At 55.9% G+C, this 23,738-nt stretch carries 26 protein-coding genes; 1 reads left to right on the forward strand and 25 read right to left on the reverse strand.

The genetic code is table 11. The features are described 5' to 3' along the window. The first annotated feature begins 172 nt into the window (after positions 1-172). Entirely contained in the window at positions 173-1,351 is a 1,179-nt protein-coding gene (locus V7775_RS13750; RefSeq protein ID WP_335752476.1) for an NAD(P)/FAD-dependent oxidoreductase, read from the forward strand. Here V7775_RS13750 and murD read toward each other — a convergent pair whose 3' ends face one another. The 25 genes from murD to V7775_RS13875 all read right to left on the reverse strand — a co-directional run bounded on the left by murD (position 1,352) and on the right by V7775_RS13875 (position 23,734). After that, entirely contained in the window at positions 1,352-2,755 is a 1,404-nt protein-coding gene (gene murD, locus V7775_RS13755; protein WP_335752477.1) for a UDP-N-acetylmuramoyl-L-alanine--D-glutamate ligase, read from the reverse strand. A 66-nt stretch (positions 2,756-2,821) separates the two neighbouring features. Continuing rightward, on the reverse strand, positions 2,822-3,214 hold the full coding sequence (locus V7775_RS13760; protein ID WP_335752478.1) for an ACT domain-containing protein: 393 nt from the start codon (positions 3,212-3,214) through the stop codon (positions 2,822-2,824). Further along, complete coding sequence (gene mraY / locus V7775_RS13765) at positions 3,214-4,296, reverse strand: phospho-N-acetylmuramoyl-pentapeptide-transferase (RefSeq protein WP_335752479.1); 1,083 nt, start codon at positions 4,294-4,296, stop codon at positions 3,214-3,216. Before mraY ends, V7775_RS13760 begins: the two co-directional genes overlap by 1 nt. Before the next feature lie 78 nt (positions 4,297-4,374). Then, entirely contained in the window at positions 4,375-5,802 is a 1,428-nt protein-coding gene (locus tag V7775_RS13770) for a UDP-N-acetylmuramoyl-tripeptide--D-alanyl-D-alanine ligase (RefSeq protein WP_335752480.1), read from the reverse strand. Continuing rightward, positions 5,799-7,283: a UDP-N-acetylmuramoyl-L-alanyl-D-glutamate--2,6-diaminopimelate ligase gene (locus tag V7775_RS13775; RefSeq protein WP_335752481.1), complete on the reverse strand. Its 1,485-nt coding sequence runs from the start codon at positions 7,281-7,283 to the stop codon at positions 5,799-5,801. The genes V7775_RS13770 and V7775_RS13775 overlap by 4 nt, the downstream gene beginning before the upstream one ends. Before the next feature lie 17 nt (positions 7,284-7,300). Beyond that, positions 7,301-9,094 carry a peptidoglycan D,D-transpeptidase FtsI family protein gene (locus V7775_RS13780; protein ID WP_335752482.1) on the reverse strand — a complete coding sequence of 598 codons (1,794 nt, stop codon included), beginning with the start codon at positions 9,092-9,094 and terminating at the stop codon, positions 7,301-7,303. Further along, the gene (gene ftsL, locus V7775_RS13785) at positions 9,091-9,441 is read right to left on the reverse strand and encodes a cell division protein FtsL (RefSeq protein ID WP_335752483.1); all 351 of its coding nucleotides are present in this window, start codon (positions 9,439-9,441) and stop codon (positions 9,091-9,093) included. Before ftsL ends, V7775_RS13780 begins: the two co-directional genes overlap by 4 nt. Further along, the gene (gene rsmH / locus V7775_RS13790) at positions 9,438-10,421 is read right to left on the reverse strand and encodes a 16S rRNA (cytosine(1402)-N(4))-methyltransferase RsmH (protein WP_335752484.1); all 984 of its coding nucleotides are present in this window, start codon (positions 10,419-10,421) and stop codon (positions 9,438-9,440) included. Before rsmH ends, ftsL begins: the two co-directional genes overlap by 4 nt. Positions 10,422-10,427: 6 nt before the next feature. Then, positions 10,428-10,931: a division/cell wall cluster transcriptional repressor MraZ gene (mraZ, locus tag V7775_RS13795; protein WP_335752485.1), complete on the reverse strand. Its 504-nt coding sequence runs from the start codon at positions 10,929-10,931 to the stop codon at positions 10,428-10,430. 946 nt (positions 10,932-11,877) lie between these two features. After that, on the reverse strand, positions 11,878-12,783 hold the full coding sequence (locus V7775_RS13800) for a hypothetical protein (RefSeq protein ID WP_335752486.1): 906 nt from the start codon (positions 12,781-12,783) through the stop codon (positions 11,878-11,880). Positions 12,784-12,923: 140 nt separating this feature from the next. After that, positions 12,924-13,907 (reverse strand): phage late control D family protein, encoded by a 984-nt coding sequence (locus V7775_RS13805; RefSeq protein WP_335752487.1) that lies wholly within the window; start codon positions 13,905-13,907, stop codon positions 12,924-12,926. Between the two features lie 6 nt (positions 13,908-13,913). After that, on the reverse strand, positions 13,914-14,114 hold the full coding sequence (locus tag V7775_RS13810; RefSeq protein ID WP_335752488.1) for a tail protein X: 201 nt from the start codon (positions 14,112-14,114) through the stop codon (positions 13,914-13,916). Then, complete coding sequence (locus V7775_RS13815) at positions 14,111-14,542, reverse strand: phage tail protein (protein ID WP_335752489.1); 432 nt, start codon at positions 14,540-14,542, stop codon at positions 14,111-14,113. Before V7775_RS13815 ends, V7775_RS13810 begins: the two co-directional genes overlap by 4 nt. Then, positions 14,539-15,945, reverse strand: coding sequence for a hypothetical protein (locus V7775_RS13820; RefSeq protein WP_335752490.1), 1,407 nt, complete (start codon positions 15,943-15,945; stop codon positions 14,539-14,541). Before V7775_RS13820 ends, V7775_RS13815 begins: the two co-directional genes overlap by 4 nt. Before the next feature lie 5 nt (positions 15,946-15,950). Beyond that, positions 15,951-17,561: a phage tail tape measure protein gene (locus V7775_RS13825; RefSeq protein WP_335752491.1), complete on the reverse strand. Its 1,611-nt coding sequence runs from the start codon at positions 17,559-17,561 to the stop codon at positions 15,951-15,953. After that, on the reverse strand, positions 17,558-17,683 hold the full coding sequence (locus V7775_RS13830) for a GpE family phage tail protein (RefSeq protein WP_335752492.1): 126 nt from the start codon (positions 17,681-17,683) through the stop codon (positions 17,558-17,560). The genes V7775_RS13825 and V7775_RS13830 overlap by 4 nt, the downstream gene beginning before the upstream one ends. A gap of 26 nt (positions 17,684-17,709) precedes the next feature. Further along, positions 17,710-18,075 carry a phage tail assembly protein gene (locus V7775_RS13835; protein WP_335752493.1) on the reverse strand — a complete coding sequence of 122 codons (366 nt, stop codon included), beginning with the start codon at positions 18,073-18,075 and terminating at the stop codon, positions 17,710-17,712. A gap of 128 nt (positions 18,076-18,203) precedes the next feature. Then, entirely contained in the window at positions 18,204-18,701 is a 498-nt protein-coding gene (locus V7775_RS13840) for a phage major tail tube protein (protein ID WP_335752494.1), read from the reverse strand. A gap of 12 nt (positions 18,702-18,713) precedes the next feature. Then, on the reverse strand, positions 18,714-19,901 hold the full coding sequence (locus V7775_RS13845) for a phage tail sheath subtilisin-like domain-containing protein (RefSeq protein WP_335752495.1): 1,188 nt from the start codon (positions 19,899-19,901) through the stop codon (positions 18,714-18,716). Between the two features lie 107 nt (positions 19,902-20,008). Further along, positions 20,009-20,482, reverse strand: coding sequence for a hypothetical protein (locus tag V7775_RS13850; RefSeq protein WP_335752496.1), 474 nt, complete (start codon positions 20,480-20,482; stop codon positions 20,009-20,011). A 12-nt stretch (positions 20,483-20,494) separates the two neighbouring features. Next, positions 20,495-21,220, reverse strand: coding sequence for a hypothetical protein (locus V7775_RS13855; protein WP_335752497.1), 726 nt, complete (start codon positions 21,218-21,220; stop codon positions 20,495-20,497). Between the two features lie 11 nt (positions 21,221-21,231). Next, positions 21,232-21,759 carry a phage tail-collar fiber domain-containing protein gene (locus tag V7775_RS13860; RefSeq protein ID WP_335752498.1) on the reverse strand — a complete coding sequence of 176 codons (528 nt, stop codon included), beginning with the start codon at positions 21,757-21,759 and terminating at the stop codon, positions 21,232-21,234. Beyond that, positions 21,749-22,501 carry a phage tail protein I gene (locus V7775_RS13865; protein ID WP_335752499.1) on the reverse strand — a complete coding sequence of 251 codons (753 nt, stop codon included), beginning with the start codon at positions 22,499-22,501 and terminating at the stop codon, positions 21,749-21,751. The genes V7775_RS13860 and V7775_RS13865 overlap by 11 nt, the downstream gene beginning before the upstream one ends. After that, positions 22,494-23,402: a baseplate assembly protein gene (locus V7775_RS13870; protein ID WP_335752500.1), complete on the reverse strand. Its 909-nt coding sequence runs from the start codon at positions 23,400-23,402 to the stop codon at positions 22,494-22,496. Before V7775_RS13870 ends, V7775_RS13865 begins: the two co-directional genes overlap by 8 nt. Beyond that, complete coding sequence (locus V7775_RS13875) at positions 23,399-23,734, reverse strand: GPW/gp25 family protein (RefSeq protein WP_335752501.1); 336 nt, start codon at positions 23,732-23,734, stop codon at positions 23,399-23,401. The genes V7775_RS13870 and V7775_RS13875 overlap by 4 nt, the downstream gene beginning before the upstream one ends. Positions 23,735-23,738: the final 4 nt, after the last annotated feature.

Genomic DNA, 23,738 nt, shown 5'->3' on the forward strand with positions numbered 1-23,738 from the left:
ATGCCCCCTTTTCGGAGGTCTAGCCTTATCTATAACGCCTAAATCGCTGCGCGGCTAGAGTCTTTGCATGCTTTTGTATCGCCACCTTTCCCCGACAGATCGCGCTAACACAATTACCTCCAACTCTCTGAGAGAGCTTGACCACCCCAGCAGGTTAAGGCACCCCACCAATATGGAATTTGATAATGCAATAATTGGCGCCGGCGCAGCTGGCATGATGTGTGCTGCCCACCTTGAGGGGCGTACGCTACTGGTGGATCACGCAAAAGCCGCTGGGGAAAAGATACGTATTTCAGGTGGTGGGCGGTGTAATTTCACCAACCTTTATACCGATCCTCAGGCCTTTATCAGCACAAATCCGCATTTCGTAAAATCCGCCTTGGCGCGCTATACCCAGTGGGATTTTATTGCCTTGGTCGAGGCCCACGGCATCGCATGGCATGAGAAAACCCTAGGCCAGTTGTTTTGTGACAATAGCGCAAAAGACATCATTGCGATGCTTGGTTCGCTGATCAAAGACCGCGAAGTGAACATGCACCTCAATAGCAGCATTAGCGACGTAAAGAAGTTAAACGACAACTTCACGTTCACACTGCAAACTGCTGATAAAACACACAAAGTAACGGCCAAGAACTTGATCATTTCCACAGGCGGAAAATCGATCCCCAAGATGGGCGCAACGGGTTTTGCCTATGACATTGCCCAACAATTTGGCCTGCCCGTCACCGACACACAGCCCGCATTGGTGCCCTTCACCTTCCCCGATGGCCGCTTTGCCGAGATCTCAGGCGTGGCTGTTCCGTCGCGCGTTCATGCTGATGGTCCCGTATTTGAAGAAGCGCTGCTGTTCACCCATCGCGGGCTGTCAGGCCCTGCAATCTTGCAGGCATCTTCCTATTGGACCGAAGGCACACCAATCAGCCTCGATATCGTGCCCAGCGACATGTACGAGGCTCTGCGCAGCCAACGCCAAGAAGCGGGGCGGCGTAATTTCACAAACGAGTTGGCGCGTCACCTGCCCTCTCGTTTGGTTGAGCATCTGTCCGGCGTGTTCGACTTAACTGGTAATCTGGCGGATTGGTCCGATAAACGTCTAAGCGCGTTGATGGATGATTTGCGTGATTGGCAGCTCACGCCAAATGGCACGGAAGGTTACCGCACCGCCGAAGTCACCTTGGGCGGCATTGATACAGACGCGCTGAACGCCCGCACAATGGCGAGCAAGGACCATCCCAACCTGTATTTCATCGGCGAAGCGGTCGATGTGACAGGATGGTTAGGCGGGTACAACTTTCAATGGGCGTGGTCCTCTGCCATGGCAGCGGCCAGCGCACTGAACGCAGCCAAGTAATTACGCGGCCTCAATATGCGCCTTTACCAACTGCGTGAAATCATCGCCGCGCTTTTCAAAGCTGTCGTATTGATCAAAGCTGGCTGCTGCTGGCGCAAGCAGCACCACATCGCCTGCTTCAGAGTCGGCGATTGCACGTGCGACGGCAACATCCATCGTTGTGCACACCTCTGTCTCGACGTTGAGCTGCATGGCAAAGCCTGCCGCCTCACGCCCGATCACATAAGCCTTTTTCACTGTGGCTGAAGATGCGGCAAGCCCATCCAGTCCACCCGCTTTTTCAAGGCCGCCGCAAATCCAGCGGATGTTCTTGAAGGCAGCCAGTGCTTTGGACGCGGAATCCACGTTTGTCGCCTTGCTGTCATTCACAAACCGCACACCGCCCTTTTCACCTATCGTTTGGCTGCGGTGCGGAAGGCCGCCAAAGCTATGGAATGCGGCCTCAATCAGTTTCGGTGCCAATCCAAGAGAACGGCATGCGCCATAAGCGCTACAGGCGTTTTGGTGATTGTGTGATCCCGGCAATCCAGCGATTTCGCGCAGATCAATCGAGGCGACCTGTTTGCCATTGCGGTATTCACTCAGGAACCCTTTACGGGCAAAAACCTGCCACCCGGGGCCAGTCAGCTTGCGGTCTACACTGACACGGATCACGCGGTCATCCACCGCCGCTTCGCTGAGTTGGCCTGCCAAAAACGCGCCTTCTTGTTCGTCCACGCCAATCACCGCGCGGTCAGGTCCACCTTCAGCAAACAAGCGGCGTTTGGCAGCGAAGTAACCGCCCATACCTGCATGGCGATCCAAATGATCGGGGCTAAGGTTCGTAAACACGGCCACATCCGGTGTCAGGCTACGTGCCAGATCGGTTTGGTAGCTCGACAGCTCCAACACAACCACGCCGCCCGAGGGGGCCGGCTCAATATCCAGCACGCCACGTCCGATGTTTCCAGCCAGTTGCGAGTTGCGGCCCGCATGTTCAAGAATATGATGAATCAACGCCGAAGTGGTTGATTTCCCGTTTGAACCCGTCACCGCAACGATGCGCGGCGCGATATCAAACATGTTCCATTCCGACGTTGCGAAGCTTTGGAAAAACAGACCGATGTCATTGTCCACAGGAACGCCAGCCGCCAATGCCGCTGCAACAACGGGGTTTGGTGTGGGATAAAGATGGGGAATACCCGGGCTGACGATCAGACGGGCAATGCCGTCAAAAGCGCCTGCCTTAGTAAACTCAATACACTCAAAACCCTCATCCTCGGCCGCTGCGCGTGCAGGTGGATTATCATCCCAACACACCGCCACAGCGCCGCCTGCCTTGAGCGCACGCGCAGCAGATAGGCCAGAACGCCCTAGCCCTAAAACCGCAACACGTTGCCCTTGCATGCCTTGAACTGGTATCATCTCGAGTGTCCTTATGCTGCTGGCACGCCATGCACCTGCCGTCTGTTCTAATGAGTGCGTAGCCCTTTAGGCGTCGTCCGCCAAGGATTTGAGCAATGCAACTGCTTGGTCTGCCATTTGAGCAGGTACAAAAGCATGATCATGGTGCGTACCTGCAACCATATTACACGCGATCCCTGCCTGCGCCAAAACGGTTGCAACAGCTGCCGTTAACCCAACGCCATCAAGCGCAGAGAAGACACTGAGGGTAATCCGCTTCATCGGTAAGTCGCTTTGCAGACCATGGGCCTGTGCAACGGCGTCCGGCAGGATCAAGGACAGACCTTCGTCTTCGCGAAAGCTGGCGATAGCCTGAGGCAATAGTGTCTCTGGTCCCACACAAAAATGATACACAGCATCATCCAACAGCGGTGCCATCCCCGAGATCATCGCTTGCGTCTCTTTTACAGGCGCAGACATTATCTGACCTTCAGTGTTGCAAGACCGATCATCGCCAAAATCAGCGAGATAATCCAAAAGCGGATGACGATCTGCGGTTCAGCCCATCCCTTTTTCTCATAGTGATGATGGATCGGCGCCATCAGGAAAACACGTTTTCCTGTGCGTTTAAAATAAAGCACCTGAATAATCACCGACAGGGCCTCAACAACAAACAAGCCGCCAACGATCGCCAAAACCAATTCGTGCTTGGTTGCTACCGCGATAGCACCCAGCGCCCCACCAAGAGCAAGCGAACCCGTATCGCCCATAAACACAGCCGCAGGCGGTGCGTTGTACCACAAGAACCCCAGCCCCCCACCAAAGATGCCAGCGGTAAAGACCAGAATTTCGCCCGTGCCCGGAACATAGTGCACATCAAGGTATTCGGTAAAATCCACACGGCCAACAGCATAGGCAATCACACCCAACGAACTGGCCGCGATCATCACAGGCATAATCGCAAGGCCATCCAAACCGTCAGTAAGATTTACGGCGTTCGCCGCCCCCACAATGACGATGATCGCAAAGGGTACAAACAAGTAGCCAAGATTAATAAGCGTGTCCTTGAACACTGGCAACGCCAGCTGGTTCTGCAATTCTGCGGGGTGATAGGCCGCAGCCCAAACACCAGCAATTCCAGCAATGATAAAACCAAGCAGCAGGCGGACTTTTGAAGAAACACCCGCAACAGTTTGTTTGCTTACTTTTGCATAATCATCCGCAAACCCAATGGCAGCAAAGCTAATAGTGACAAACAAGATCATCCAGATAAAGGCGTTATCCAACCGGGCCCACAGCAAGGTTGAGGTCAACAGTGCGCCAACGATCAGCAGCCCGCCCATCGTAGGAGTACCCGCTTTCGCGAAATGTCCCTCGGGGCCATCATCACGGATCGGCTGGCCCTTACCTTGGGTGCGGCGCAGCATGTTGATCAGTGGTTTTCCAAATAGAAAGCCAAAGAGAAGCGCGGTGAAAAAAGCACCGCCAGCGCGAAAGGTAATGTAGCGAAACAGGTTAAAGAAATCGCCGCCATCCGACAGCAGGGTTAACCAATATAGCATACATCGTCCTTACTTGTTCAACAGTCCCAATGCCTACATCTTGTAGGCTATGTCACAGTACGCCCCTGTATAGGGGTGTCATATTTCTGTTACCGGATGGCCCATTTTGCGGATGGCGTCAACGATTAGACCTAATTTCATGCTCAAAGAGCCCTTGGCCAGCACAACATCCCCTGCATCTAATCGGTGACGCAGGCCATCGCACATTTCTGTCGAGGTTTCGAACCAATCACCGCGCTGGTGTTCGGGCAACAGATCATACAGCGACCGCATCAACGGGCCAACGCAGTGAACCACATCCAACGTTTTGGTAGCGTCCAGATGCGCAATCCCCGCGTGCAGCGCAATGTCATCAGCGCCTAATTCCTTCATATCGCCCAGAAATGCGATCCTGCGGCCTTTGCCGATACGGCCCACGCCGTCGGTTGTTTGCGCCCCTGACAGCACCTCAAGAGAGGCGGCCATGGATGTGGGGTTTGCGTTGTAGCTGTCATCGATCAAAGACAGACGCTGGCGTGCTTCAACCGGATCAAGCTGGATGATTTCGCGCAATCCGCGCCCTTTGTACGGTGTCCACCGCCCCAGCACAGCAACCGCCTGCGCAAGATCAGCACCAATGGCCTGAACAATCGCAAGCGCCCCCAACCCGTTCATGGCAAAATGACGCCCCGGCGTGGCCAGCTTGAACAACAACGGCTTGTCGTCCACTTCGGCCTGCACAATTGTGGTGTCACCCTGAATGGTGAGTTCTTTGAGCTTCCAATCAAAACCGTTTTCGCCAAAAGCGATGCCGTGCAAACGGCGGTCGTGGGTTTTTGCTGCTAGAATAGCAGATGTTTCGACATCAGCGTTGTACACAGCCGCTCCACCAATCGGCAAGCTGTCAAAAATGCTGGCCTTTTCCAAGGCGATGCCTGTGATGTTATCAAATGCCTCTAGATGTGCGGCGGCAACGTTTGTGATCAATGCTGCATCAGGGCGCGTCAACATCGTAAGCGGCAGGATTTCACCGGGATGGCTCATGCCCATTTCAATGATCGCGTATTGCGTGTCCGCTGGCATCCGCGCCAGCGTGAGCGGTACACCCCAATGGTTGTTATAGCTGTCTACTGACGCATGCGTGCGTCCCTGCACAGCCAACATCGCCAATAGCATTTCTTTGGTTGAAGTCTTTCCAACCGAGCCAGTGATGCCAATAACCTTAGCGTCAGTCCGCGCACGCGCAGCCGCACCTAGCGCCTCTAACCCTTTAAGGACATCCTCGACAATGAGCAAAGGCGCATCGTCTGCAACGCCGTCAGGCACATGCGAAACCAACGCGGCCCCTGCCCCTTTTTCCAATGCGGCGGTGACAAACTCATGTCCGTCTCGCACATCTTTGAGGGCAACAAACAGATCGCCCTTTTCAAGTGTACGTGTGTCAATCGACACGCCGTTTACGGCCCAATCGCCGCGCAGTTCACCACCTGTTGCGGCAGCTGCCTCCGCTCCTGTCCACAAGCTCATGTTAGTCTCCCGTCAAGCGCGGCCACTGCGACGCTGGCCTGTTCTACATCATCAAACGGCAACACATCATCACCAATCGTTTGGCCTGTCTCATGTCCCTTGCCCGCAACCAGCAACGCATCACCCGGTTCTAGCAGATCAACACCGCGCAGGATCGCCTCGGCGCGGTCGCCGAACTCGGCAGCGTTTGGGCAGCCCTGCATCACAGCAGCACGGATGGTAGCCGGATCCTCGGAGCGTGGATTATCATCTGTAACAAACACAACGTCCGCATTTTCTGCAGCCGCTGCGCCCATCAACGGCCGTTTGGCCGTGTCGCGATCCCCGCCAGCGCCGACAATGGCAATCAGTCGGCCCATCACGTGCGGGCGCATCGCAGAAAGTGCGGTTGCTACAGCGTCAGGCGTATGGGCGTAATCCACAAACACTGCCGCGCCATTATCGCGTGTGGCCGCCAACTGCATGCGTCCTCGAACCGTGGTAAGATGCGGAATGGTATCAAACACAGAAGCAGGATCAGCCCCGCACGCAATGACCAGACCCGCCGCTAGCAAGACGTTATCCGCCTGAAACCCGCCAATCAGGTTAAGCCGCCTTTGATAGGATTTTCCGCGCCATTCAAACCGCAAGTCCTGCCCTGTCGCGTCATATCGCTGGGCAGTGAGGTGCAGATCGCCCCCATCACGGCCAACGGTAATCACGTTACAGCCACGCGCCTGCGCAATCGCGACGACATCCACGCCTTTGGCGTCATCGATATTCACTACGGCAGTGCCATCTTCGGGAAGGACACGGACAAACAGCCCCGCCTTTGCATCGAAATAAGCGTCAAATGTCTCGTGATAATCCAAGTGATCTTGGGTGAAGTTGGTAAACCCTGCGGCTTTCAACATCACCCCGTCAAGGCGGCGCTGGTCTAACCCATGCGAGGAAGCCTCCATCGCGCCGTTGGTTATGCCGTTTTGGGCAGCCTGCGCGAGGGTGCGGTGCAATGTAATCGGCTCTGGTGTGGTATGGGCCAATGGTGCCGTCCATGCGCCTTCGACCCCTGTTGTACCCAGATTGATGGCATCCAATCCCATTTCGATCCAGATCTGACGCACAAAGGTGCTCACGGACGTTTTGCCATTTGTCCCTGTCACCGCGATCATGGTCTTCGGCTGACAGCCAAACCATAGCGCAGCAGCGCGGGCCAATGCTTCGCGGGGTTGCTCAGATATCACCAGCGCTACGCCAGCTGCGCGAACGGCATGTCCCGCCAGTTTGGCACCAACTGCGTCTGTTAATATCGCTGTGGCACCTTGTTCCAATGCCTTTTCAACAAAGCTGGCGCCATGAACAACCGATCCCGGCATCGCAGCAAACAAGGTGCCCTTTTTGACACGTCGGCTATCGACTTCAAGACTGTTCAAGATCGGATTTTCGCCCCCCACGGCCATGAGCCCCAAGGAATTTAGTGAGGTACTCAAAGCGGTTGTCATATTGGGGGCCTGTTGGCTTAGTTGCTGCTGGTGAGGGTTATACCAGCGACACCAGAGGGTTCAATGGCTGGTCGCATTCCTAGCAAGGGCGCAACACGGCGGATCATCTCGGCTGCGATCGGCACAGCCGTCCAACCTGCGGTGCGGCGCGGCTTGCCACTGGAGGTTTCAATCGGCTCATCCAAGGTCACAACCAGTACATAGCGGGGGTCATGTGCGGGGAACATGGAGGCAAAGGTGGTGATGGTTTTTTCTTTATAATACCCGCCGCGCGGCTTGGGTTTATCCGCTGTGCCCGTCTTACCTGCCACGAAATACCCCGGCACCTCTCCAAAAGAGGCGGTCCCGCCTTCGCCAATCACCACATCACGCAACATCCGGCGCGACGCCGCAGCAACTTCGGAACGCATCACACGCGCTCCCATTTGCGGGCCATTTTGTTTGATCAACGTCGGTTTGACAGAACGGCCGCCATTTGCAATCGCGGAGTAAGCCGCAGCCAAGTGCATCGCGGTCGTTGAAATGCCGTGACCATAGGAAATAGTTACTGCAGACAAATCGGTGTAGCGTTCTGGCAAAAGCGGCCGCCCGCCCGAGGCTTCTACGATCTCAAACGAGGTGCGCTCAAACAAGCCAAGGCTGCGCAGGAATTCCTGCTGACGTTCCTTGCCAATCATAAGCGCAAGGCGGCCTGTCCCTCGGTTGGAAGATTTCTCAATGACCTGGCTAACGCTGATTGTGCCGTAGTTATGGTTGGCAAACTCACCAATGTTATGCCCGCCGACTTTCATAGGACCAGCGGTGTTGATCATCGTGCCTGCATTCACCAATCCCAATTCCATCGCTTGGGCGGCGGCAAAGATCTTGAACGTTGATCCTAGTTCATACACCCCTTGAACAGAGCGATTGAAGAGAGGACTATCAGAGGCATCCCCTTCCACGGCGGGGCGCGGACGATTGTTGGGATCAAAACTGGGCAAAGACGCCACGCTAATCACTTCGCCACTGTGCACATCCATCAAGATGGAAGTTGCACCTTTGGCGTTCATCAACTTCATGCCGCCCTCAAGAACCCGTTCAGCCGCTGCTTGAATGGTTAGATCAAGGCTGAGTTTTAGCGGTTTGCCCGCATTCGCCGGATCACGCAGGTAGTCATCAAAATACTTCTCGGCCCCCGCCACGCCTATGACCTCGGCTGCGCGCACACCTTCGCGGCCAAAGCTGGCACCACCCATGATATGCGCAGCCAGTTTACCATTGGGGTAAAGGCGCATGTCACGCGGCGCAAACAACAGGCCCGGATCACCGATATCGTGCACGGCCTGCATTTGCTCAGGGCTGATTTTTTTCTTCACCCACAAGAACTTGCGCTTGCCAGTGAAATCCTTGATCAAGCGCTCTTCTTTAAGATCAGGAAAAATCTTCGCCAGTTTTTGCGCGGCCCCTTTTGCGTCAATCAAATGAGGCGGTTGGGCGTAAAGCGCGTGGGTATCCAGATTGGTTGCTAGGATACGGCCATTGCGATCCACAATGTCGGCGCGGGTATTAGCAATTATGGAACCGGGGGCGTGGGCGCGCGGCTCAACGGGATCTGAAACGGCAAGCAGACCCATGCGGGCACCAACCACGGCAAAGGCGCAGAAAAAGAAGACCCCAAGCACCAGCAGACGGCCCTCGGCACGAAATCGGTCTTGATCTTGCATTTGTTCATGGCGAATGCGGCGGTTTTGATGTTCAATCGCGTCAGGGTTTTCTCCCTTCGCCCGTGCCTCAAGGATGCGTGCAAGCGGGCGTAACGGTGTGCGGATCATAGCTTTTCCTCCGCATTCATCGTTGAAACATCAACCGGATTGGTGATCGGCAGTAAATCGGGTGCGGGATATTGCACTTCATCCGCTTGACCAAACTGGTCGGGATGCAACGGCAACAACTGGAGACGTTCAAAGTTCAACTCAGCCAGATCGCGCAAACGGTCGGGGCGGTTTTGAAAGGCCCACTCGGCACGCAAAACAGCCAAACGCGAATATGCATTGCGAATTTCAAAGTGCAATTTGTCGGTGTCATTCAATACGGCCTGAGTGGCATAGTTTTCGCGGTAGGCCCAAAACGCCAACCCAATCACACCCAATGCCGTCAGAACAAAGATCACCGACCTCATTGCTTTTTCTCCTTCATCATCGGCATGCCGATGGCCTTTGCCTCAATAGTGCCTGCGGGTGCATCCGTGCGCGTGGCGACACGAAGTTTGGCACTGCGGCTGCGTGGGTTTTCCTCGAGTTCTTGTGCGTCGGGCCCAATGGCCTTGCGCGACTTGATCTCAAATTGTGGCGCATCATGAATGATTTCAGGGGCAAACCGGTTGGCATTCCCCCCCGCCCCGGCCCGCGCGGTCAGGAACCGCTTCACCATACGATCCTCAACTGAATGGAACGTGACCACGGCCAGCTTGCCGCCCGGCTTTAACGCGCGCTCAGCGGCCATCAGGCCTTCCCACAACTCACCGTATTCATTGTTCACTGCGATACGCAGTGCCTGAAAGGTACGCGTGGCGGGATGGCTTTGGTTTGGCTTTGCGCGTGGCAAGCAGCTTTCAACCAATCTTGATAGCTTCAATGTGCGGGTGATGGGCGCCTCTTCACGGGCGCGGACAAGCAGATTGGCAATACGGCGGCTGGCGCGTTCTTCACCGTACAGAAAGATAATGTTTGCCAGCTCTTCCTCGGAAGCTTCGTTCACCAGATCAGCCGCTGATGGGCCATCCTGAGACATTCGCATGTCCAGCGGACCATCCCGCATAAAGGAAAACCCGCGCTCGGCCAGATCAAGCTGCATAGACGAAACACCCAGATCCAGCACAACCCCATCAAGGTTTTGGGCATATTCATCCATCTTGGAGAACACGCCCTGCTGCATGACCAAACGATCACCGTAAATACCAGCCCAAGGCTTTGCCATCTCAAACGCAAGCGGATCACGGTCTACCGCAATCACCCGCTCGGCCCCTGCATCTAAAAAGCCACGTGTGTAACCGCCAGCACCAAATGTGCCGTCCAGCCACGTGCCCTCAACAGGTGCGACCGCCTTTAGAATGGAGCGCAACAAAACTGGAATGTGGGGGGAGGTCTGGTCAGAAGCCATAACCCGCTACGCCCCAGCAGGTCCGTCTAGGAACTGCATCGGATCAAAATCCTCTGGCAGCTCGTCGAGCCATGCTTCCTGCTTGGCACGCTCTTGAGTGTCGTATGTTTCTGGCTGCCAAATCTGGAATGTATCGCCCATCCCGATAAAGAAGGCCTCTTTATCCAGATCGATTTTACCGCGCAATTTCGCGGGAAGAACCAGCCGTCCGGTTTCATCGACAGTCGTAGGAAAGGACTGCCCATGAAACAGGGCCTGCAGCATTTTACGTTCCATAGAACCACGCGGCAACGCGTCGATCTTTGTGTCCACCTCTTCGATGGCCTGCATTGTATAACATTCAAGGTAGCTGCGGCGGTGATCACCGTAAACAATCACCAGCTCGGGCGTTTCGCCGCTTTTCCAGTTCGGATCAGCAGACTCCAACACACGCCGAAAAGAGGCTGGTATAGATACCCTCCCCTTCGTGTCGACTTTATGTTGGCTTTCGCCTCTGAACCTTCGGCTCACTTGATTTCCTTTGTCCGCCTTTGGCGTGACCGTCTTTCGATTTGTGATTAAGGTCCCTGCCCCAACCCCTGAATGTAAAAAGGGCGGATTGATCTGCTGCCACTGATCAACCCGCCACTTTGCCCCGCTTTGCGGGTATGTCCGACTGCGCGCGCCACCTGGGGGGATGTCTGCTCGCTCGCGCGCCGGATCTCTTGGTCTGATGAAAATCGAGGCCTGTATGAAACCTGCTAGAGTTTTATTTTTATGTGGGGTCGTTTGGTGCCCCGTGTCTCGTTCTCATCCGATGCACTAGGGATGCCATGGGAAATCATGGGCGTCTACATTTTTCTTCGGAAAAATGCGAATTACATGACCAAGTCACCGCCTAAATTGACGTATCACAAGCGTGAATACAGTAAAATGCAGGCATATGTGCTGACACAAAATTCAAAATACACTAGATATTGACAAAACGCTTCGCCATCCAAAATTTCCCACGATTTCCCAGAAATTTCACCCTTTACGCTATCTTCAAACTAAGTTCCTTATTCGTTCTCGTATCGTTTGTAGCGTGACATCGAATCTTGCAGTGTTTTACAGAGAAACTTGCAGCAAAAGTTCTAAGTGATTCGTTTTTGCGGTCCTTTCGAACAGATATTCGAACAGTGGGATGAATTCCCATCCGACAATCACCTTCCAAAGAAGCCGCCGCACATGCAGCGCTTGGCCGCCCTTTTGGACAGCAACGTCAAATATGGCGAGCAATCGGAAATTGTCTGCTGTGCGAGACAGGCGGGTTAACAGACTGAACGGCGACTATGCGGACAAACTACTGTTCTCGGGATATGCGCAAAAATCGCTTGGGGTTGCGACATCGACGGCCTTGACGCTCTTGACGACGGGAAAATGCGAGCCAGTACGGCAAGCACGAACCACACTCGGAGAGACTTGAAGCATATAAATTTCATCGGTTTTGGCTGTATTCTACTTCACCCAATACACGAATGACGAGCAGGCTGGCCTTGTGGGCACTGTAGGCCTGTTTCCGCGTAGATGGCGTCTTCGGGTCATTGTAACGGACGGATGCATTGCACTGGGTGTCCGCAATGAGGTGCCGAAGATCGAGGCCTTGGATTGAGAGTCCGAGGGTGTCATGAAGCTCCTTCAACTTGTGCCCCCATGGCACCTCATGGTCGCCAATGACTGCGATCATGCCCTTCATAAATTTCTCGGTCATCTGAAGTGAGGACCATCTTGCCTGTCCCCAGTTTGGGGACTGGTTGGTCATGTGTCCAACCGCGGTGAACCAGTCCTCTTCAGCTGCGGCGAACATTGGGTCGGCCTTGCGGAAACGATTAAAGGCGTTTCTCACATCGAGGCCGATAACGAACAGCCCATAGACTTCGTTTAAGTCGTTGTTAGAAAAGTGCTGAAGGCGGGCCTGGGTGATGCTGGTCAACGATGCGCAGGCGTTGATATCGAGTGCCTGTTTTCCGATCCTGTTCCCAAGCTCTTTGGGCAATTCGCGCTTAACCTCGATCACTACCGTCCCATAAATCAGCGGAATTCTCATCTCCCAAATGTCGCCATCGGCGAGGACCGCGACCTTGGCCTTCTCGGAGAAATCGGTCTTGATTAAGTCGCCGTAGATCTCCTCGTACCAACGGTGGATGTTGTCGGAGTGGACGCTCGTCGCGATCAATTCAGGTGGAGCACTGGACGGGAGCTTGGCCAGTGGAAGGCTGATGTGGAACCTATTGCCAAACTCGATCACCGCCATGATAGGGCGCGAGTGGGGCGGAATGCCCTTCTCCTTGAGCGACTGGTCGATCTCGCGCAGGATATGGGATATGTCGTCGGGGATTTTCATGACCCGATTGTAACATAGTTTGCGGAAAGGGGAACACGATGCCTCATCACAAGCAGGACCGACTTGCTTCGACATGCCGGAATGTTCTTCAAGGGCTCAGAGCGGACATTGACCACTATCCGATGCTCGGTCAGCGACCTCTACAAAAGTGAAGCCGCGTCGTTGTCTCGTACCGCCTCAAAGGACGTTGTTAGTGTGCTGCTGAGACGGTGCGTCACCGTCTTGACCAACCAGCGGCCATTCAGCTCCGGTTTAATGCCGGACACGTCAATCAGCCCTTCAGCCATCAAATCACCCCAGTAGCCGCCCAGCTCGACGGACAATGTGCCGCTGTTGCGTTTGGACTTGGCAAGGGCGGCATCTGCGGCGCGTTGGGCTTCGGCTTGATTGGCGTAGCGGGTGCGCAGGATGTGCTCTGGTTTATCATTGCCCGCCGTCACCTTTTCCACACGGCCTGTGCCGCGCTTGGACCATTCAGCTACCACGCGGCCAAACTTGCCCCTGCCCGTCAGTTGCCAAGATGCGCTGGCCATCTGGCTGCGGTGCACCGTGAACACGGGCAGAGCACTGCCATCAGCGGCTTTGCCCTCACCCGTTTTGACAAATACCAACGCGCCGCCTGCTGGCTTGCACGTGGCGTCCAGATCGCGGGCGATGCGGGTCAGGAAATTGAGGTCACTTTCCGAGGTTTGCGCAAGATAGGTATAGTGTACCGATTTCAGGCTATCGCTGATTTGCTTGGCCAGACCATGCTCGCCTGCGATCTTGGCAACGATGTCCTCTAGCGTCACATCCTGCCACGCGCGGGTTTTGGCGGATTTGATCGCGGCGCGCATATCAGCGGATTTGGCCTTAATGCTCATCGTGTCAGGACCAACAGTGCCGCCGATCTCATCCACCACAAATTGCCCCAGCTCGACCAGCTCACTCCCCAAGCCCATCGCGATCTTTAACACAGCCCCAACCGCAGGCAGCGCCACGAGGTAATCACGGTCATCAATCTCGATCTCGGCAGTGTCTGCTGTTTCCCCTGAAGCATCGGTGACGGTGATCCCGATCAGCCTGTCACCAATCGGAGCCGTGACATCACTGCCATTTGAAAGAACGCGGAATCCAATCTTCATATCAGATCACCACAACCGCACAGGCGTGCGCGTAGGTTCTGGCGCGACCTCTGGCAACGTGATCAAAATCCCCATCGGCAGGATCGGGCCGCGTTCGGCCAGACCGGGGTTTGCCTCATAGACCAGAACAGACAAGGCCGCGCTGCCGTAATGTGCATGACAGATTGCATCGACCATATCGCCGTCAATTGTGCGGTGAACACTCATAGCAAATCCTCAATGAAAGAGGACAAGCCGCCGCTGTCCGCACCGTAAGATTGCAACGTGATCGAGAAGTCGATGCGCCGTGGGGCCCCATCGCGCATCAGGTATTTCTTGCGCTCGGTTACGCCCGTGATGCACCACTTTTTCCAAACCCAACCAAGGCCGTCGACCATCATAAACGGCACACCCGTTCCCGCCTGAAGGCGCATCAGCTCAACCTGCCGCAAACCGCCTTTAAAGTGGGGATAGATCACCCCTTCTAACGTCGCGGTCTGGGCGTCTTCACCCGCGTATTGCAACGCAGGCGCACGGCCCAAACGGTCAACCTTGTTCCAGCGGTAGCCCGCCTCGCGGGAGAACTCCTGATAGCCGCCATTGGATAGGCCGAACCGGAAGGTTCCCAGCGCCATCATCACCAGAGACAGGTTCATCCGTACATCTCCCCGTCATGCAGATTGCCCCGTTTGGCGTCACTGAGACGCTTCAGCTCACGGCGCACTTCACGCGCAATAGCGGCGGGATCGGCCCCCGCTGCTGGGTGAATGTGGATGTCGCCAAAGGTTAGATCACCCTCACCGCGCGGGGCAGCTTGGGCCGCAATCACACCCGCAGGTGCGGAGCGTCCAACCGTGCGACGGATCGCATCCGAGCGCACAATCATCTTTTGCAATTGAGCTTGCCCGCCCATGGCACCGCCCCGCGCGGATTGTACATTGCGCCGGATTGCATCCGTCCTGCGGATCATCTCCTGAAGCTGGCCGTTATGGGCAATAAAGCCCCCACGTGTGCGATATTCCAGTTCCGGCCCGCGCTCCCCTGTCAGCAAAAATCCGGGGCCAAAATTACCGCCAACAGCACGCGCCTGTACCTTTGGCTGAGCATTGGCGACCAGCTTTACAGCGGGGGCTGTGGGCATCGCGCGGCGGACCTGATCCGCCATTGCAGACACCGCCTCAACCACCTCGGCCGTGCCACTGCGAATGCCCGTTGCAAGGGACTGCATCATATCAGCACCTGCAGATGTCAGATCAAGTGTTGCCGCCTGTTCAGCCTGACGGATCGCAGCTTCAACAACACCGGGCATCTCCTGCGCATCCGACATTACAGCCGTGATCTTGGCCTGCAGCACCTCAACTTTGCCCGTGTCCGCGCGCACCTCTTTGATGGTTGGCAAATCGGGTATTTTGGTTGGTGCATCGGGAACGTCGACGTCGTCAGGACCATCTCCCCCAAACAGCCCGCCAAAGTCAGGCATGCTAAAGCTCGGCATGTCGGGAATGATCGCTCCCCAGTCCCATGACGGCAGCATGTCGATCCATTCAAAGTCGAACGCGCCCGCAAAATAGTCACCCAGACTGAAGTCATCCAACCACTCAGGCAGCAGCAAATCACCCAGCCATGTGAAGAAGTCGCGCAGGCTGTCAGCAGCCCCGGCAAAGTCGCCCTCAAGCGCGGATGCAACAGCCCCGGTCACGGCTACAATCGCCCGTGCAATGCCTTCCAAAACCGTGGCCAATATCTCAAACGCTGTGCCAGAGATCGAGCCAATCAGCTCCCCAAAACTGGCAAACCATGACGTCACATCATCATCTTCGGCAGCGCCATTAAAGAGGCTCCCCAAGGCGGTAAAAATGCGCGTAAAGTTATCAACGATTGGCTGCAGTTGATCATAGGTTGCGCTCAACCGTTTCATCGCCGGATCAATGGACGCACTGAAGCCTTCAAGCCAGCCGCCCAAGAAAGCAGCGCCTGTGTTTTTGACGAATGTTGCAATGCCGTGAAGCGCATCAAAAACGCTCTGCGTAAGGCTGATAAAGGACTGCACTGCAGGCATGTCCATCACCTCAGTTGGCAACAGTTGTTCGTAAATTTCTTTGTAATCCAGACGCGGAATCTCGGCAGTTCCCAACCAGTCAAAGACTGGTCAGAAATCATCGTTTGCGCATTGGCAAAGTCGCCGTTCGACAACGCACCCGCCGCAGTCTGTAAGCCCTTCAGGTGTTCCCCCAGAGGTTCGAATGCCGCCGCTACAGCATCCCGCATTTGGCCCGCCCGTTCCCCCATCTCTTTCGCCCGGATAAACACCCGCGCCAGCACCTCGCCGGGGTCTTGCCCTTCAACACCTAGAATGAAGTCACCTATTGCCCCAGAAATGCGCCCCAAGGTTTCCGCAATCTCGCTGCCGCCACCCGAGGAAAAACCACTCGTAAAGCCTTTCCAACCCTGCCCCATCCGTTCGAACACATTCGCCCGTTCATCCAAGGATGCCAGCAATTCCAACGTGCCTTTAAGACCCGCGTTGATTGGGTCCAGCATGGTTTCCCCAAAGCCCTCCGAGCGCGCGGCCAGAGCGTTCTTTACCCGCTTCCAATTGTCCGCCACGTCCTCGCTCAATGCCAGATATTCAGCATTCATAGACCCTGCAGCTTTTGCGATTTCGGGGATGCGATCCAGCGCCCCTTCCAGCTTTTCAACATTGGTCAACATAGGGCCAAGCGCACGCGCGGCCTCTTCTCCAAACAGATCACCAGCCGCCGCTGTGCGTTGCTCCTCGGATAGGCTGGAAAGCGCCGTCACAACTCGCAGGATAGCCCCTTCTGAATCGGTCTGCATTTGAAGCTGGATCTCGTTCCAGTCCTGCATCAAGCCAATACTCCCCAACACATCAGATTGCGCTTTGGTCATCTGGTCGGCACCCGATGTCATTGTGCGGAACAAGGCCCGCATCCCCGTCACTGCAACCTCAGGCGCTCGGCCCGAGGCGATCATTGCGGCCCCCAAAGCAAGCGTTGCTTCCTCCGTCAGGCCCGCCTCATCGGCAATGCCCACAATGCCTGTCGTATAGGCCGCAAGTTGAGCACTGTTCGCCGCTGTGGTGTTTCCCAGATAGTTGATTTGATCCGCCAACAGGCGCACCTCGTCCTGAGAATAGCCCATCTGTTCGCGCCATGATCCCATCATGCCAGCGGCATTGCCCGCAGCCACATCAAAGGTCTCGGCCATTTTGGCCGCGTCTTCAGTAAAGGCCATGATATCGGCACTGCCTCGGATACCGAGCTGGCCCGCCGTCGCCACGATATCCACCAAACCTTCGCGCGCGATTGGAATGCGTGTGGCCATCGCGTCCACTTGATCTTTCATTTGCGCCAGGGCGACAGGAGACAATTCCAATGTCTTGTTTGCGTCAGACCACGCGTCCTCCATCTTGATCGCCTGCCGGATCGAATTACCTGCAGCAAGCGCTGCAGCGCCTGCGCCAATGGCCACGCCGCGCATCGCAACACGGCCAGCCTGCCCCATCAAAACCTGCGCACGCGCTGCTCCGCCCGTGCGCTTTTCCAGCCGTTCCGTTTGCGCCTCGATGCGCTGTAAATCCCCCTGTGCTTCACGCGCAGGACCGCGCAACTTGTTCACCAAGCGCATGATCACAGAGACATTCAGATCGTTCACGGCGTGTCCTTTGGTGTTGGGGATCGCTCGACAGCATGGGCATGCCAGCGCATCAGCTCATCTAGGGGCATGGGGTCCATTTCACTTGGCCCCCAGCGAAAGACGATGGCGAGGTCGGCCATAACCGCCTCGACATCATCCGGCAGGCTTAGGCTTTCGCCGTCACCGCCGCTGTGTCCAAAGGGACAAAGTCGGCCTCCTCAATCTCGGCATTCATCAGCGCCCGCTCATTGTCGATTTGATCCTTGGCAAAGAAGAAACCGGAGATCGCAGCCGATAGGGTCATCAGATCAATCGGATCAATCTGGGCAACGGCTTCAGGAGACAGCCGAGGACGTGAGATGCGCGGCAACAGCTTGGTCACTTGCGTCACATCCATCTGGGCAAGGTCGAGCAGCTTTAAGCCGCGCAAATGTCCGCTGTTGGGCCGCGTCAATGTGATCGCCGTGATCTCTTCGCCGTTGTCCTTAATCGGGGCGTGCAGCGTGATCTTATTCATGTTTTCAACGGGCATTCGAATGGTCCTTATAAGGTGTAATCGTCTGGGTGACGTGTCGCCTGAACCGCCCCAGTGCGGTGCGGGCGTTTACGCGAAACCCCGGCAGAAAGAGCCGCGCCACCCATCAGGCAGCGCGGTTAAACTCAGATGCCCATTGCCGCGCGGATTTCTGCAAGCTGGTCGACGCCGCCGATGATCCGCTTGCCAGCTTCGACATCGATCTCGAACAACACATCGCCGTCTAACACCATGCGGAAATAGTCGACTTCCAGCGTCAGCTTGAGCGGCGTGTCACCACCCGGCTTGAGGTCGGAGAAGTTGGCCACCGTAAAGCGACCGCCCATTGTGGAGACGTAGGCGTCAGCACTAAAATCATCCTCGCCCATGGCAGTCGGGCGAAAGGTCATCCGCTGGCGGGTGCCGAACATCTTGATCAGCTCAGGGGGCCATTCAGCCAACGTGATCGCGGCCTGCAGCGCTTCCATGCCCATATCCTGAGCGACGGAACCATCCATGCCGCCGCCACGGTGGGCTTCGGTTTTGATCTTCAGTTCCGGCAAGCTGCCCTCAGTCACTTTGCCGGAATAACCGACACCATCAATGAACGCAGAAAAGTTTCGGATTTTACGGGGATATTGCATTGGGACTACTCCTTAAGCCGCTGCACTGACCGAAGCGATCAGGTCATCATAATAATCGCCATTGCGGTACGCGCGGAACACAAGACGCTCCAACGGTGCAGGTGGCTCGAAGTCGAAATTGAGATACAGCAGGCCCGCCTTCAGGGTGGCCTCAGTGTTCAGCTCAGGATCAAGCCAGATGTTGAACCCCAGCAAGGCACCCTGATTAACAAGCCCTTGGCCAAACCCCTGAACGCTGTCGCGGATATCAAGGAAAAGCTGTGCAGACATGGGACGATCCATTGCCCACAACTGAGCGCGCTCGATGCTCTCGTAGATGATATCAGCGGTGCGGCGCACAGATAAGAATGCCCACTGTGCATCAGCCCCTGCGCCACGGTTGCCCCAGAGGCGGAACCCGTCACGCCGGATGATGGTTGTGACATCCGCCTCGTTCATCCGGTTGGCTTCCGTCTCGCTGGAACTGAGGTGGAAGCTCACAGGCCGTGCGGTGCCGGAAATTCCGTTGATCACTTGGTTGGATGGGGACCACCAGAACCCTTTTTCGAGGTCACGTTTGGCGATCAAACCCGCCACATAGCCGGATGCCGGGCGTGTCTCGTATAGCGCGTCTGTTGTGTCAAACACTGTGACCGCCGGATCAACGATCATCAGACGATCAGAGTCCCATTTTTGGCGGTCCAGTTTGGCATCTGTCTCATTGGTGTTGGGACCATCCGCCACCACCACCGCACGCAGCTTTTCTGCAACGGCGATCAAATTGGTTGTGACCGGATTGGCAGGATCAGCCGCCGCACTGGACGTAAAGCCCGGTGCGACCAGAATGCGCGGTGATACATCCAGCAGACTGCGCGCCGTCTCAAACGCCCAAACACCTGTTTGAGCAATCGGATCACCTGCCACATTTGCCAAAGTGGCCGCGTCGTCCGCTCCCTCTTGAACGCGGATAACAACCGCAACGCTGGCCCCTTGGGCATACATCGCCGCATAGGCATCGCGTAGCGTACCGCCATCGATACCCAGATTTGCGGCAGCGCGCGGCCCACCAATCAGGACAGGTGTGTCATAGGGGAACAAATCATCACTCACCCCTGCCGCCGTTCCGACGATGCCGATCACCGAGCTTTTGGTTGTTGAAATTGGGCGGATACCGTCATCACTTTGGACAACTTCGACGCCATGAAGAAACTGCTCAGGCATTAGGAACCTCCATTGGTAAGAGCAAAGGCCTGACTGCAGGCCGTTTCAACTTGGACGCGGTCGCGCCCAAGAATGGTTTGGGAAAGGGTGGCGAGGCGTTGCATTTGCTACGCCCCCGCAACCGGGTTGATCGCTTGGGCAACCGCATTGCTGCGCTGGGTCACTTCTGCCAGCACTTCAACAATCCCTTTTTCAAGGGCAGGCAGGCGAACATCACCCGCTGCGACAGCCGCAAGAAAGGCCTTTGCGATTTCCGTCGGATCGTAGTCACCCGAAATTTCCTGCATGTAAGCGTTGGCCTTGGCCCGAAACGCGCTGTAGCTGGTCTTTTCGTCCAGCGAGGCCATGAAGCAAGCGCCAACCAAAATCGCAATTGTGGCGGCGTCCGACGTGGTGCCGAGCAAAGAGGGAACATCGCCCGCTTCGCGCTCGATCTGGCCCCGGATCACATCGCGTTTTCCTCGACCGTCCAGCCCTTTCTGCGCGGCGTCAACAGCGACCGGATCAGCACCCGCAGCAAGGGCGGATTTGGCATCATTGTAGATCATGCCGCCGTGTTCAAAATTCAATAAATCTTGCATGTTTGTTCCCCTTTAAAGGCTGGTAATATTGGTGTTGTAGCGGGTGGATGTCCGCGCTGTTCCAGCCGGCACACCCGCAAACCAGTAGCCGTTCATGGCAGACGAATAGGTGACTGAGGTCGCAACATTCAGTGTGCTGGTGTCGGACGATCCAGCGATCAAGAATGCGTCTGCGCCAGCATCACGAGTGATCGCGCATTGAAAGAATCCGCAGAACAAAGGCGGTGTCAGGCTGTTGGTCACGAACACACCGCAAGCATATGGGTCGCCACGTGTGCCGGCTGGCCGTTCCTCAAAATGCAGTCCAACCCCGTGGAAACCAACCGACCCATAGCTGCCTGCAAAGTTGATCTGGCCGGGGTATTGCAAGCCATCCTCGCCAACCCACCAATCCGAGCGCAGTGCAGCGGCCACAGTTGGGTACGCCTCAAACAACAGACCACGGGCGCGTGTATCGATCTTCTCTGCTACCGTGACGGACGTTTTAAAAATGATGGTCCCAAAGGCCCCCGCAGGAACCCTTGAAACCGCTTCGGCTAAGGTTTGCACAGGTGTCGTTTCCCCACCCAAAGCCTCGTCATCCCCAGCTTGGCTATTGATGTAGACTTTGCTCAAAAGGGAGTTGCTCATCGCATCCATGCGCCCTTCGAAAGTTTCGAACAACGCGCCGACATCGGCTACCAATTTGCTCCAACCGTGCATGTCTTCAATGATTTGTGATGTGCTTAGATCGCTCATGTTTGCTTCCTTTAATACGCGCCATGGGCTTTGCGGATCGCTTTGCCCTGACGGAGTTGTTCCAGTTGTAAGAGTGCCATCCCATGCGCCGTGTGCAGCGCCAGATCGAAGACCTCATCGTTAGGGGCCGTCACAACTACCAAGCCGTCCTTGACGCCAGAGAGGTTGAGATACCCGTCAAAGATCAGCTCGAATGCGGAGGTGTAGCCGGGCGTGATATCTGCACCCGCCGTGACAAAGATCAGATTGCCCGTTGCGTCGAAAAAACCGATTTCACGCAACCAGAACGCAGGAATGTCTAAGCCGAACTCAACCACCACCCGCAGCGTGTTTTCGTTCACAAAATGTTGGCGAGTGATTGCCTTGCGCACCAGTTCATTGCGCAGGGCTGTCTGGTTTTCGTAAGGCTCATATCCAGCCCCCAAACCGTCGCCCAGGGCGACATGGGTTATCTCGATGCGCGGGCCATCACCCAAGGCCGCACTGATCATTGTTTGTTGTGCATAGAGCGTCGTGAGCTGGGTGCCGTTAAAGGACATTTTGAACCTCCGTTTGAGCGATTATTGCAAATGTTCCACCAATGACCTGACGGGCCTGAACCGCACTGCGCAGTGTCAGAACCGAACGGGCTGTGCGGGTGCTTGGCACCGGGCGTACACTGGCGGTGCATCGCGCAATGGGTTGAATGTGAGAGCGACAAAACAACTCGGATGCCGAGGTGCGTCGCGGGGCTTGCGGTGTTAGATCAACCTCAATCTTTTGACGCGACCGCACTGCAAATCGGGCGAAATTCGGATACTCAAACGACTGACCAATCCGCAATGTGAAGTGAGAGCGAACAGGTTTGAGGCTCTCAATCATACGGGTCACCAGTTCCAGCAGATCAAGGTCCACTTGAAACCCCGCCGCAAAAACATCGTCGCCGTAGGCATCAACGCGGAACGTGTGTGGATCTCCGCCATGCTCGAACCATTCCGAGATATCCGTCCTGAAGCCAATGCTTTCCAACGCACGGCGCACAGCCCCGCGCGTGCCTTTGACCCGGTGCACTTTGATACTGGTACGGATGGTTTCTCGTTTGACCGCAACGGACCAATCAGGGTTCCACACATCAACAGAGAATGCCCACGCCAGCCACCCCAGATGTTCCTCGGGACAGATGTCAGGATTCATCAGTTTGGCAATTGGTGTCAGGTCCGGTTGGCCTTCACGGATCGCTTGCTCAAGTGCCGCCTCGGTGGCTGTGCGGTTGGTTGGTAAAAGTGACAACAGATCAGACATCACGACCCCCGATAGAGATCGCAAGCGCATCAGAGGTGCAGAACGCCGCTTGATCCGCACCAATCACAATGTCCGCAAGAGGCGCTGCAATTGTGACGTTCTGCACACCGGGCTGATGCAGCGCGGCGTAGAGACCCGACAAGGTGATGTCATGACCAAGACGGTGGTGCTCGTCGATATACGCAACCAACGCCGCCTCGGATGCGACCTCAACGGTGCTGGTATCAGGGCCAGAATAAAGCGTCAAAGTCGCCTCGACAGTGTAGGGAACAATCAAAGCGGGCTGCACAAACACCTGATCTGTCAGCGGGCGCACGTCCTCATCATTCAGCACAGCAATCACGGCATCCAAAAGGGCTGCTGACGGTGTGCCGTTGTCCTCATGTGACAAGATGTTGACCACAACTTGACCGGGGGCCGGACTGGATACACTGGCGTCTTTGACCGAGCCTGAAGCTGACAACGCCCAGAAAATATAGGAGCCGCGCGGCCCCGCTGTTGAAAGGCCTTCTAGGGAAAGCTGGATGCGCGCCCGAAAGGCCACATCCCCTTCCAAAACCTGCGCGGTTGCTGGCACTGTTGTGTCATCAGCGGCCTCAATAACCAGCCGCTCCACACCCCACAAAACGCCCAACCCATCAAGGTTTGTGCCAGTTGCCAGCGCCAGCATGTTTGCCCGCGCACCGTCATTAAATTCGAGCCGATCCAGCATGCGGTAATAGGCGCAGACCCGCAGCAGTTTGGTCGCGGGATCGCTTTCAAGGGCCAACACCTCAGACAGTTCCGGCACCAGCTCAATTGCCTTGGCCTTCATCTCAGCCAGCAGCACCTCATAATCGACAGTCATGATGACTTCGGGTGGTGGCAGTTTGCTTAGATCAATGCTGTCAAAACGGCTCATGAAAACACCGCCGTTGCGGACAAGCTCACAGGCATCGGGATCATATTGCCCTGCCCGTCTGTGAGTTCAAACTCTGCGTAGCCCGCACGCGCTGTAACCAGTTGAATGCGCGCAAGGCTGATCCGTGGCTCCCACAGATCGAGCGCCTCGGCAGTCGCCATATAGGCGTCCACAAGTGTTTCGCCGTTGAGCGGCTGATCAATAATGTCAGGCAAGTTCGATCCGTAAGCGCGCTGCATTACCAGCGAACCCTTGGATGTCGTCAGGATGTCATGAATGGACTGCGCAAGATGCGCATCCCCCTCAAGAGCCTTCCCTGTTTGCCTGCTCATGCCA

Source organism: Sulfitobacter sp., from assembly GCF_036960155.1.
In the GTDB taxonomy this organism is placed as follows: Bacteria; Pseudomonadota; Alphaproteobacteria; order Rhodobacterales; family Rhodobacteraceae; genus Sulfitobacter.

Coding starts and splice junctions, on each gene's coding strand:
- V7775_RS13750 (WP_335752476.1), top strand. CDS start 173: ATGGAATTTGATAATGCAATAATTGGCGCCGGCGCAGCTGGCATGATG.
- murD (WP_335752477.1), bottom strand. CDS start 2,755: ATGATACCAGTTCAAGGCATGCAAGGGCAACGTGTTGCGGTTTTAGGG.
- V7775_RS13760 (WP_335752478.1), bottom strand. CDS start 3,214: ATGTCTGCGCCTGTAAAAGAGACGCAAGCGATGATCTCGGGGATGGCA.
- mraY (WP_335752479.1), bottom strand. CDS start 4,296: ATGCTATATTGGTTAACCCTGCTGTCGGATGGCGGCGATTTCTTTAAC.
- V7775_RS13770 (WP_335752480.1), bottom strand. CDS start 5,802: ATGAGCTTGTGGACAGGAGCGGAGGCAGCTGCCGCAACAGGTGGTGAA.
- V7775_RS13775 (WP_335752481.1), bottom strand. CDS start 7,283: ATGACAACCGCTTTGAGTACCTCACTAAATTCCTTGGGGCTCATGGCC.
- V7775_RS13780 (WP_335752482.1), bottom strand. CDS start 9,094: ATGATCCGCACACCGTTACGCCCGCTTGCACGCATCCTTGAGGCACGG.
- ftsL (WP_335752483.1), bottom strand. CDS start 9,441: ATGAGGTCGGTGATCTTTGTTCTGACGGCATTGGGTGTGATTGGGTTG.
- rsmH (WP_335752484.1), bottom strand. CDS start 10,421: ATGGCTTCTGACCAGACCTCCCCCCACATTCCAGTTTTGTTGCGCTCC.
- V7775_RS13800 (WP_335752486.1), bottom strand. CDS start 12,783: ATGAAAATCCCCGACGACATATCCCATATCCTGCGCGAGATCGACCAG.
- V7775_RS13805 (WP_335752487.1), bottom strand. CDS start 13,907: ATGAAGATTGGATTCCGCGTTCTTTCAAATGGCAGTGATGTCACGGCT.
- V7775_RS13810 (WP_335752488.1), bottom strand. CDS start 14,114: ATGAGTGTTCACCGCACAATTGACGGCGATATGGTCGATGCAATCTGT.
- V7775_RS13815 (WP_335752489.1), bottom strand. CDS start 14,542: ATGAACCTGTCTCTGGTGATGATGGCGCTGGGAACCTTCCGGTTCGGC.
- V7775_RS13820 (WP_335752490.1), bottom strand. CDS start 15,945: ATGCCTGCAGTGCAGTCCTTTATCAGCCTTACGCAGAGCGTTTTTGAT.
- V7775_RS13830 (WP_335752492.1), bottom strand. CDS start 17,683: ATGGCCGACCTCGCCATCGTCTTTCGCTGGGGGCCAAGTGAAATGGAC.
- V7775_RS13835 (WP_335752493.1), bottom strand. CDS start 18,075: ATGCCCGTTGAAAACATGAATAAGATCACGCTGCACGCCCCGATTAAG.
- V7775_RS13840 (WP_335752494.1), bottom strand. CDS start 18,701: ATGCAATATCCCCGTAAAATCCGAAACTTTTCTGCGTTCATTGATGGT.
- V7775_RS13845 (WP_335752495.1), bottom strand. CDS start 19,901: ATGCCTGAGCAGTTTCTTCATGGCGTCGAAGTTGTCCAAAGTGATGAC.
- V7775_RS13850 (WP_335752496.1), bottom strand. CDS start 20,482: ATGCAAGATTTATTGAATTTTGAACACGGCGGCATGATCTACAATGAT.
- V7775_RS13855 (WP_335752497.1), bottom strand. CDS start 21,220: ATGAGCGATCTAAGCACATCACAAATCATTGAAGACATGCACGGTTGG.
- V7775_RS13860 (WP_335752498.1), bottom strand. CDS start 21,759: ATGTCCTTTAACGGCACCCAGCTCACGACGCTCTATGCACAACAAACA.
- V7775_RS13865 (WP_335752499.1), bottom strand. CDS start 22,501: ATGTCTGATCTGTTGTCACTTTTACCAACCAACCGCACAGCCACCGAG.
- V7775_RS13870 (WP_335752500.1), bottom strand. CDS start 23,402: ATGAGCCGTTTTGACAGCATTGATCTAAGCAAACTGCCACCACCCGAA.
- V7775_RS13875 (WP_335752501.1), bottom strand. CDS start 23,734: ATGAGCAGGCAAACAGGGAAGGCTCTTGAGGGGGATGCGCATCTTGCG.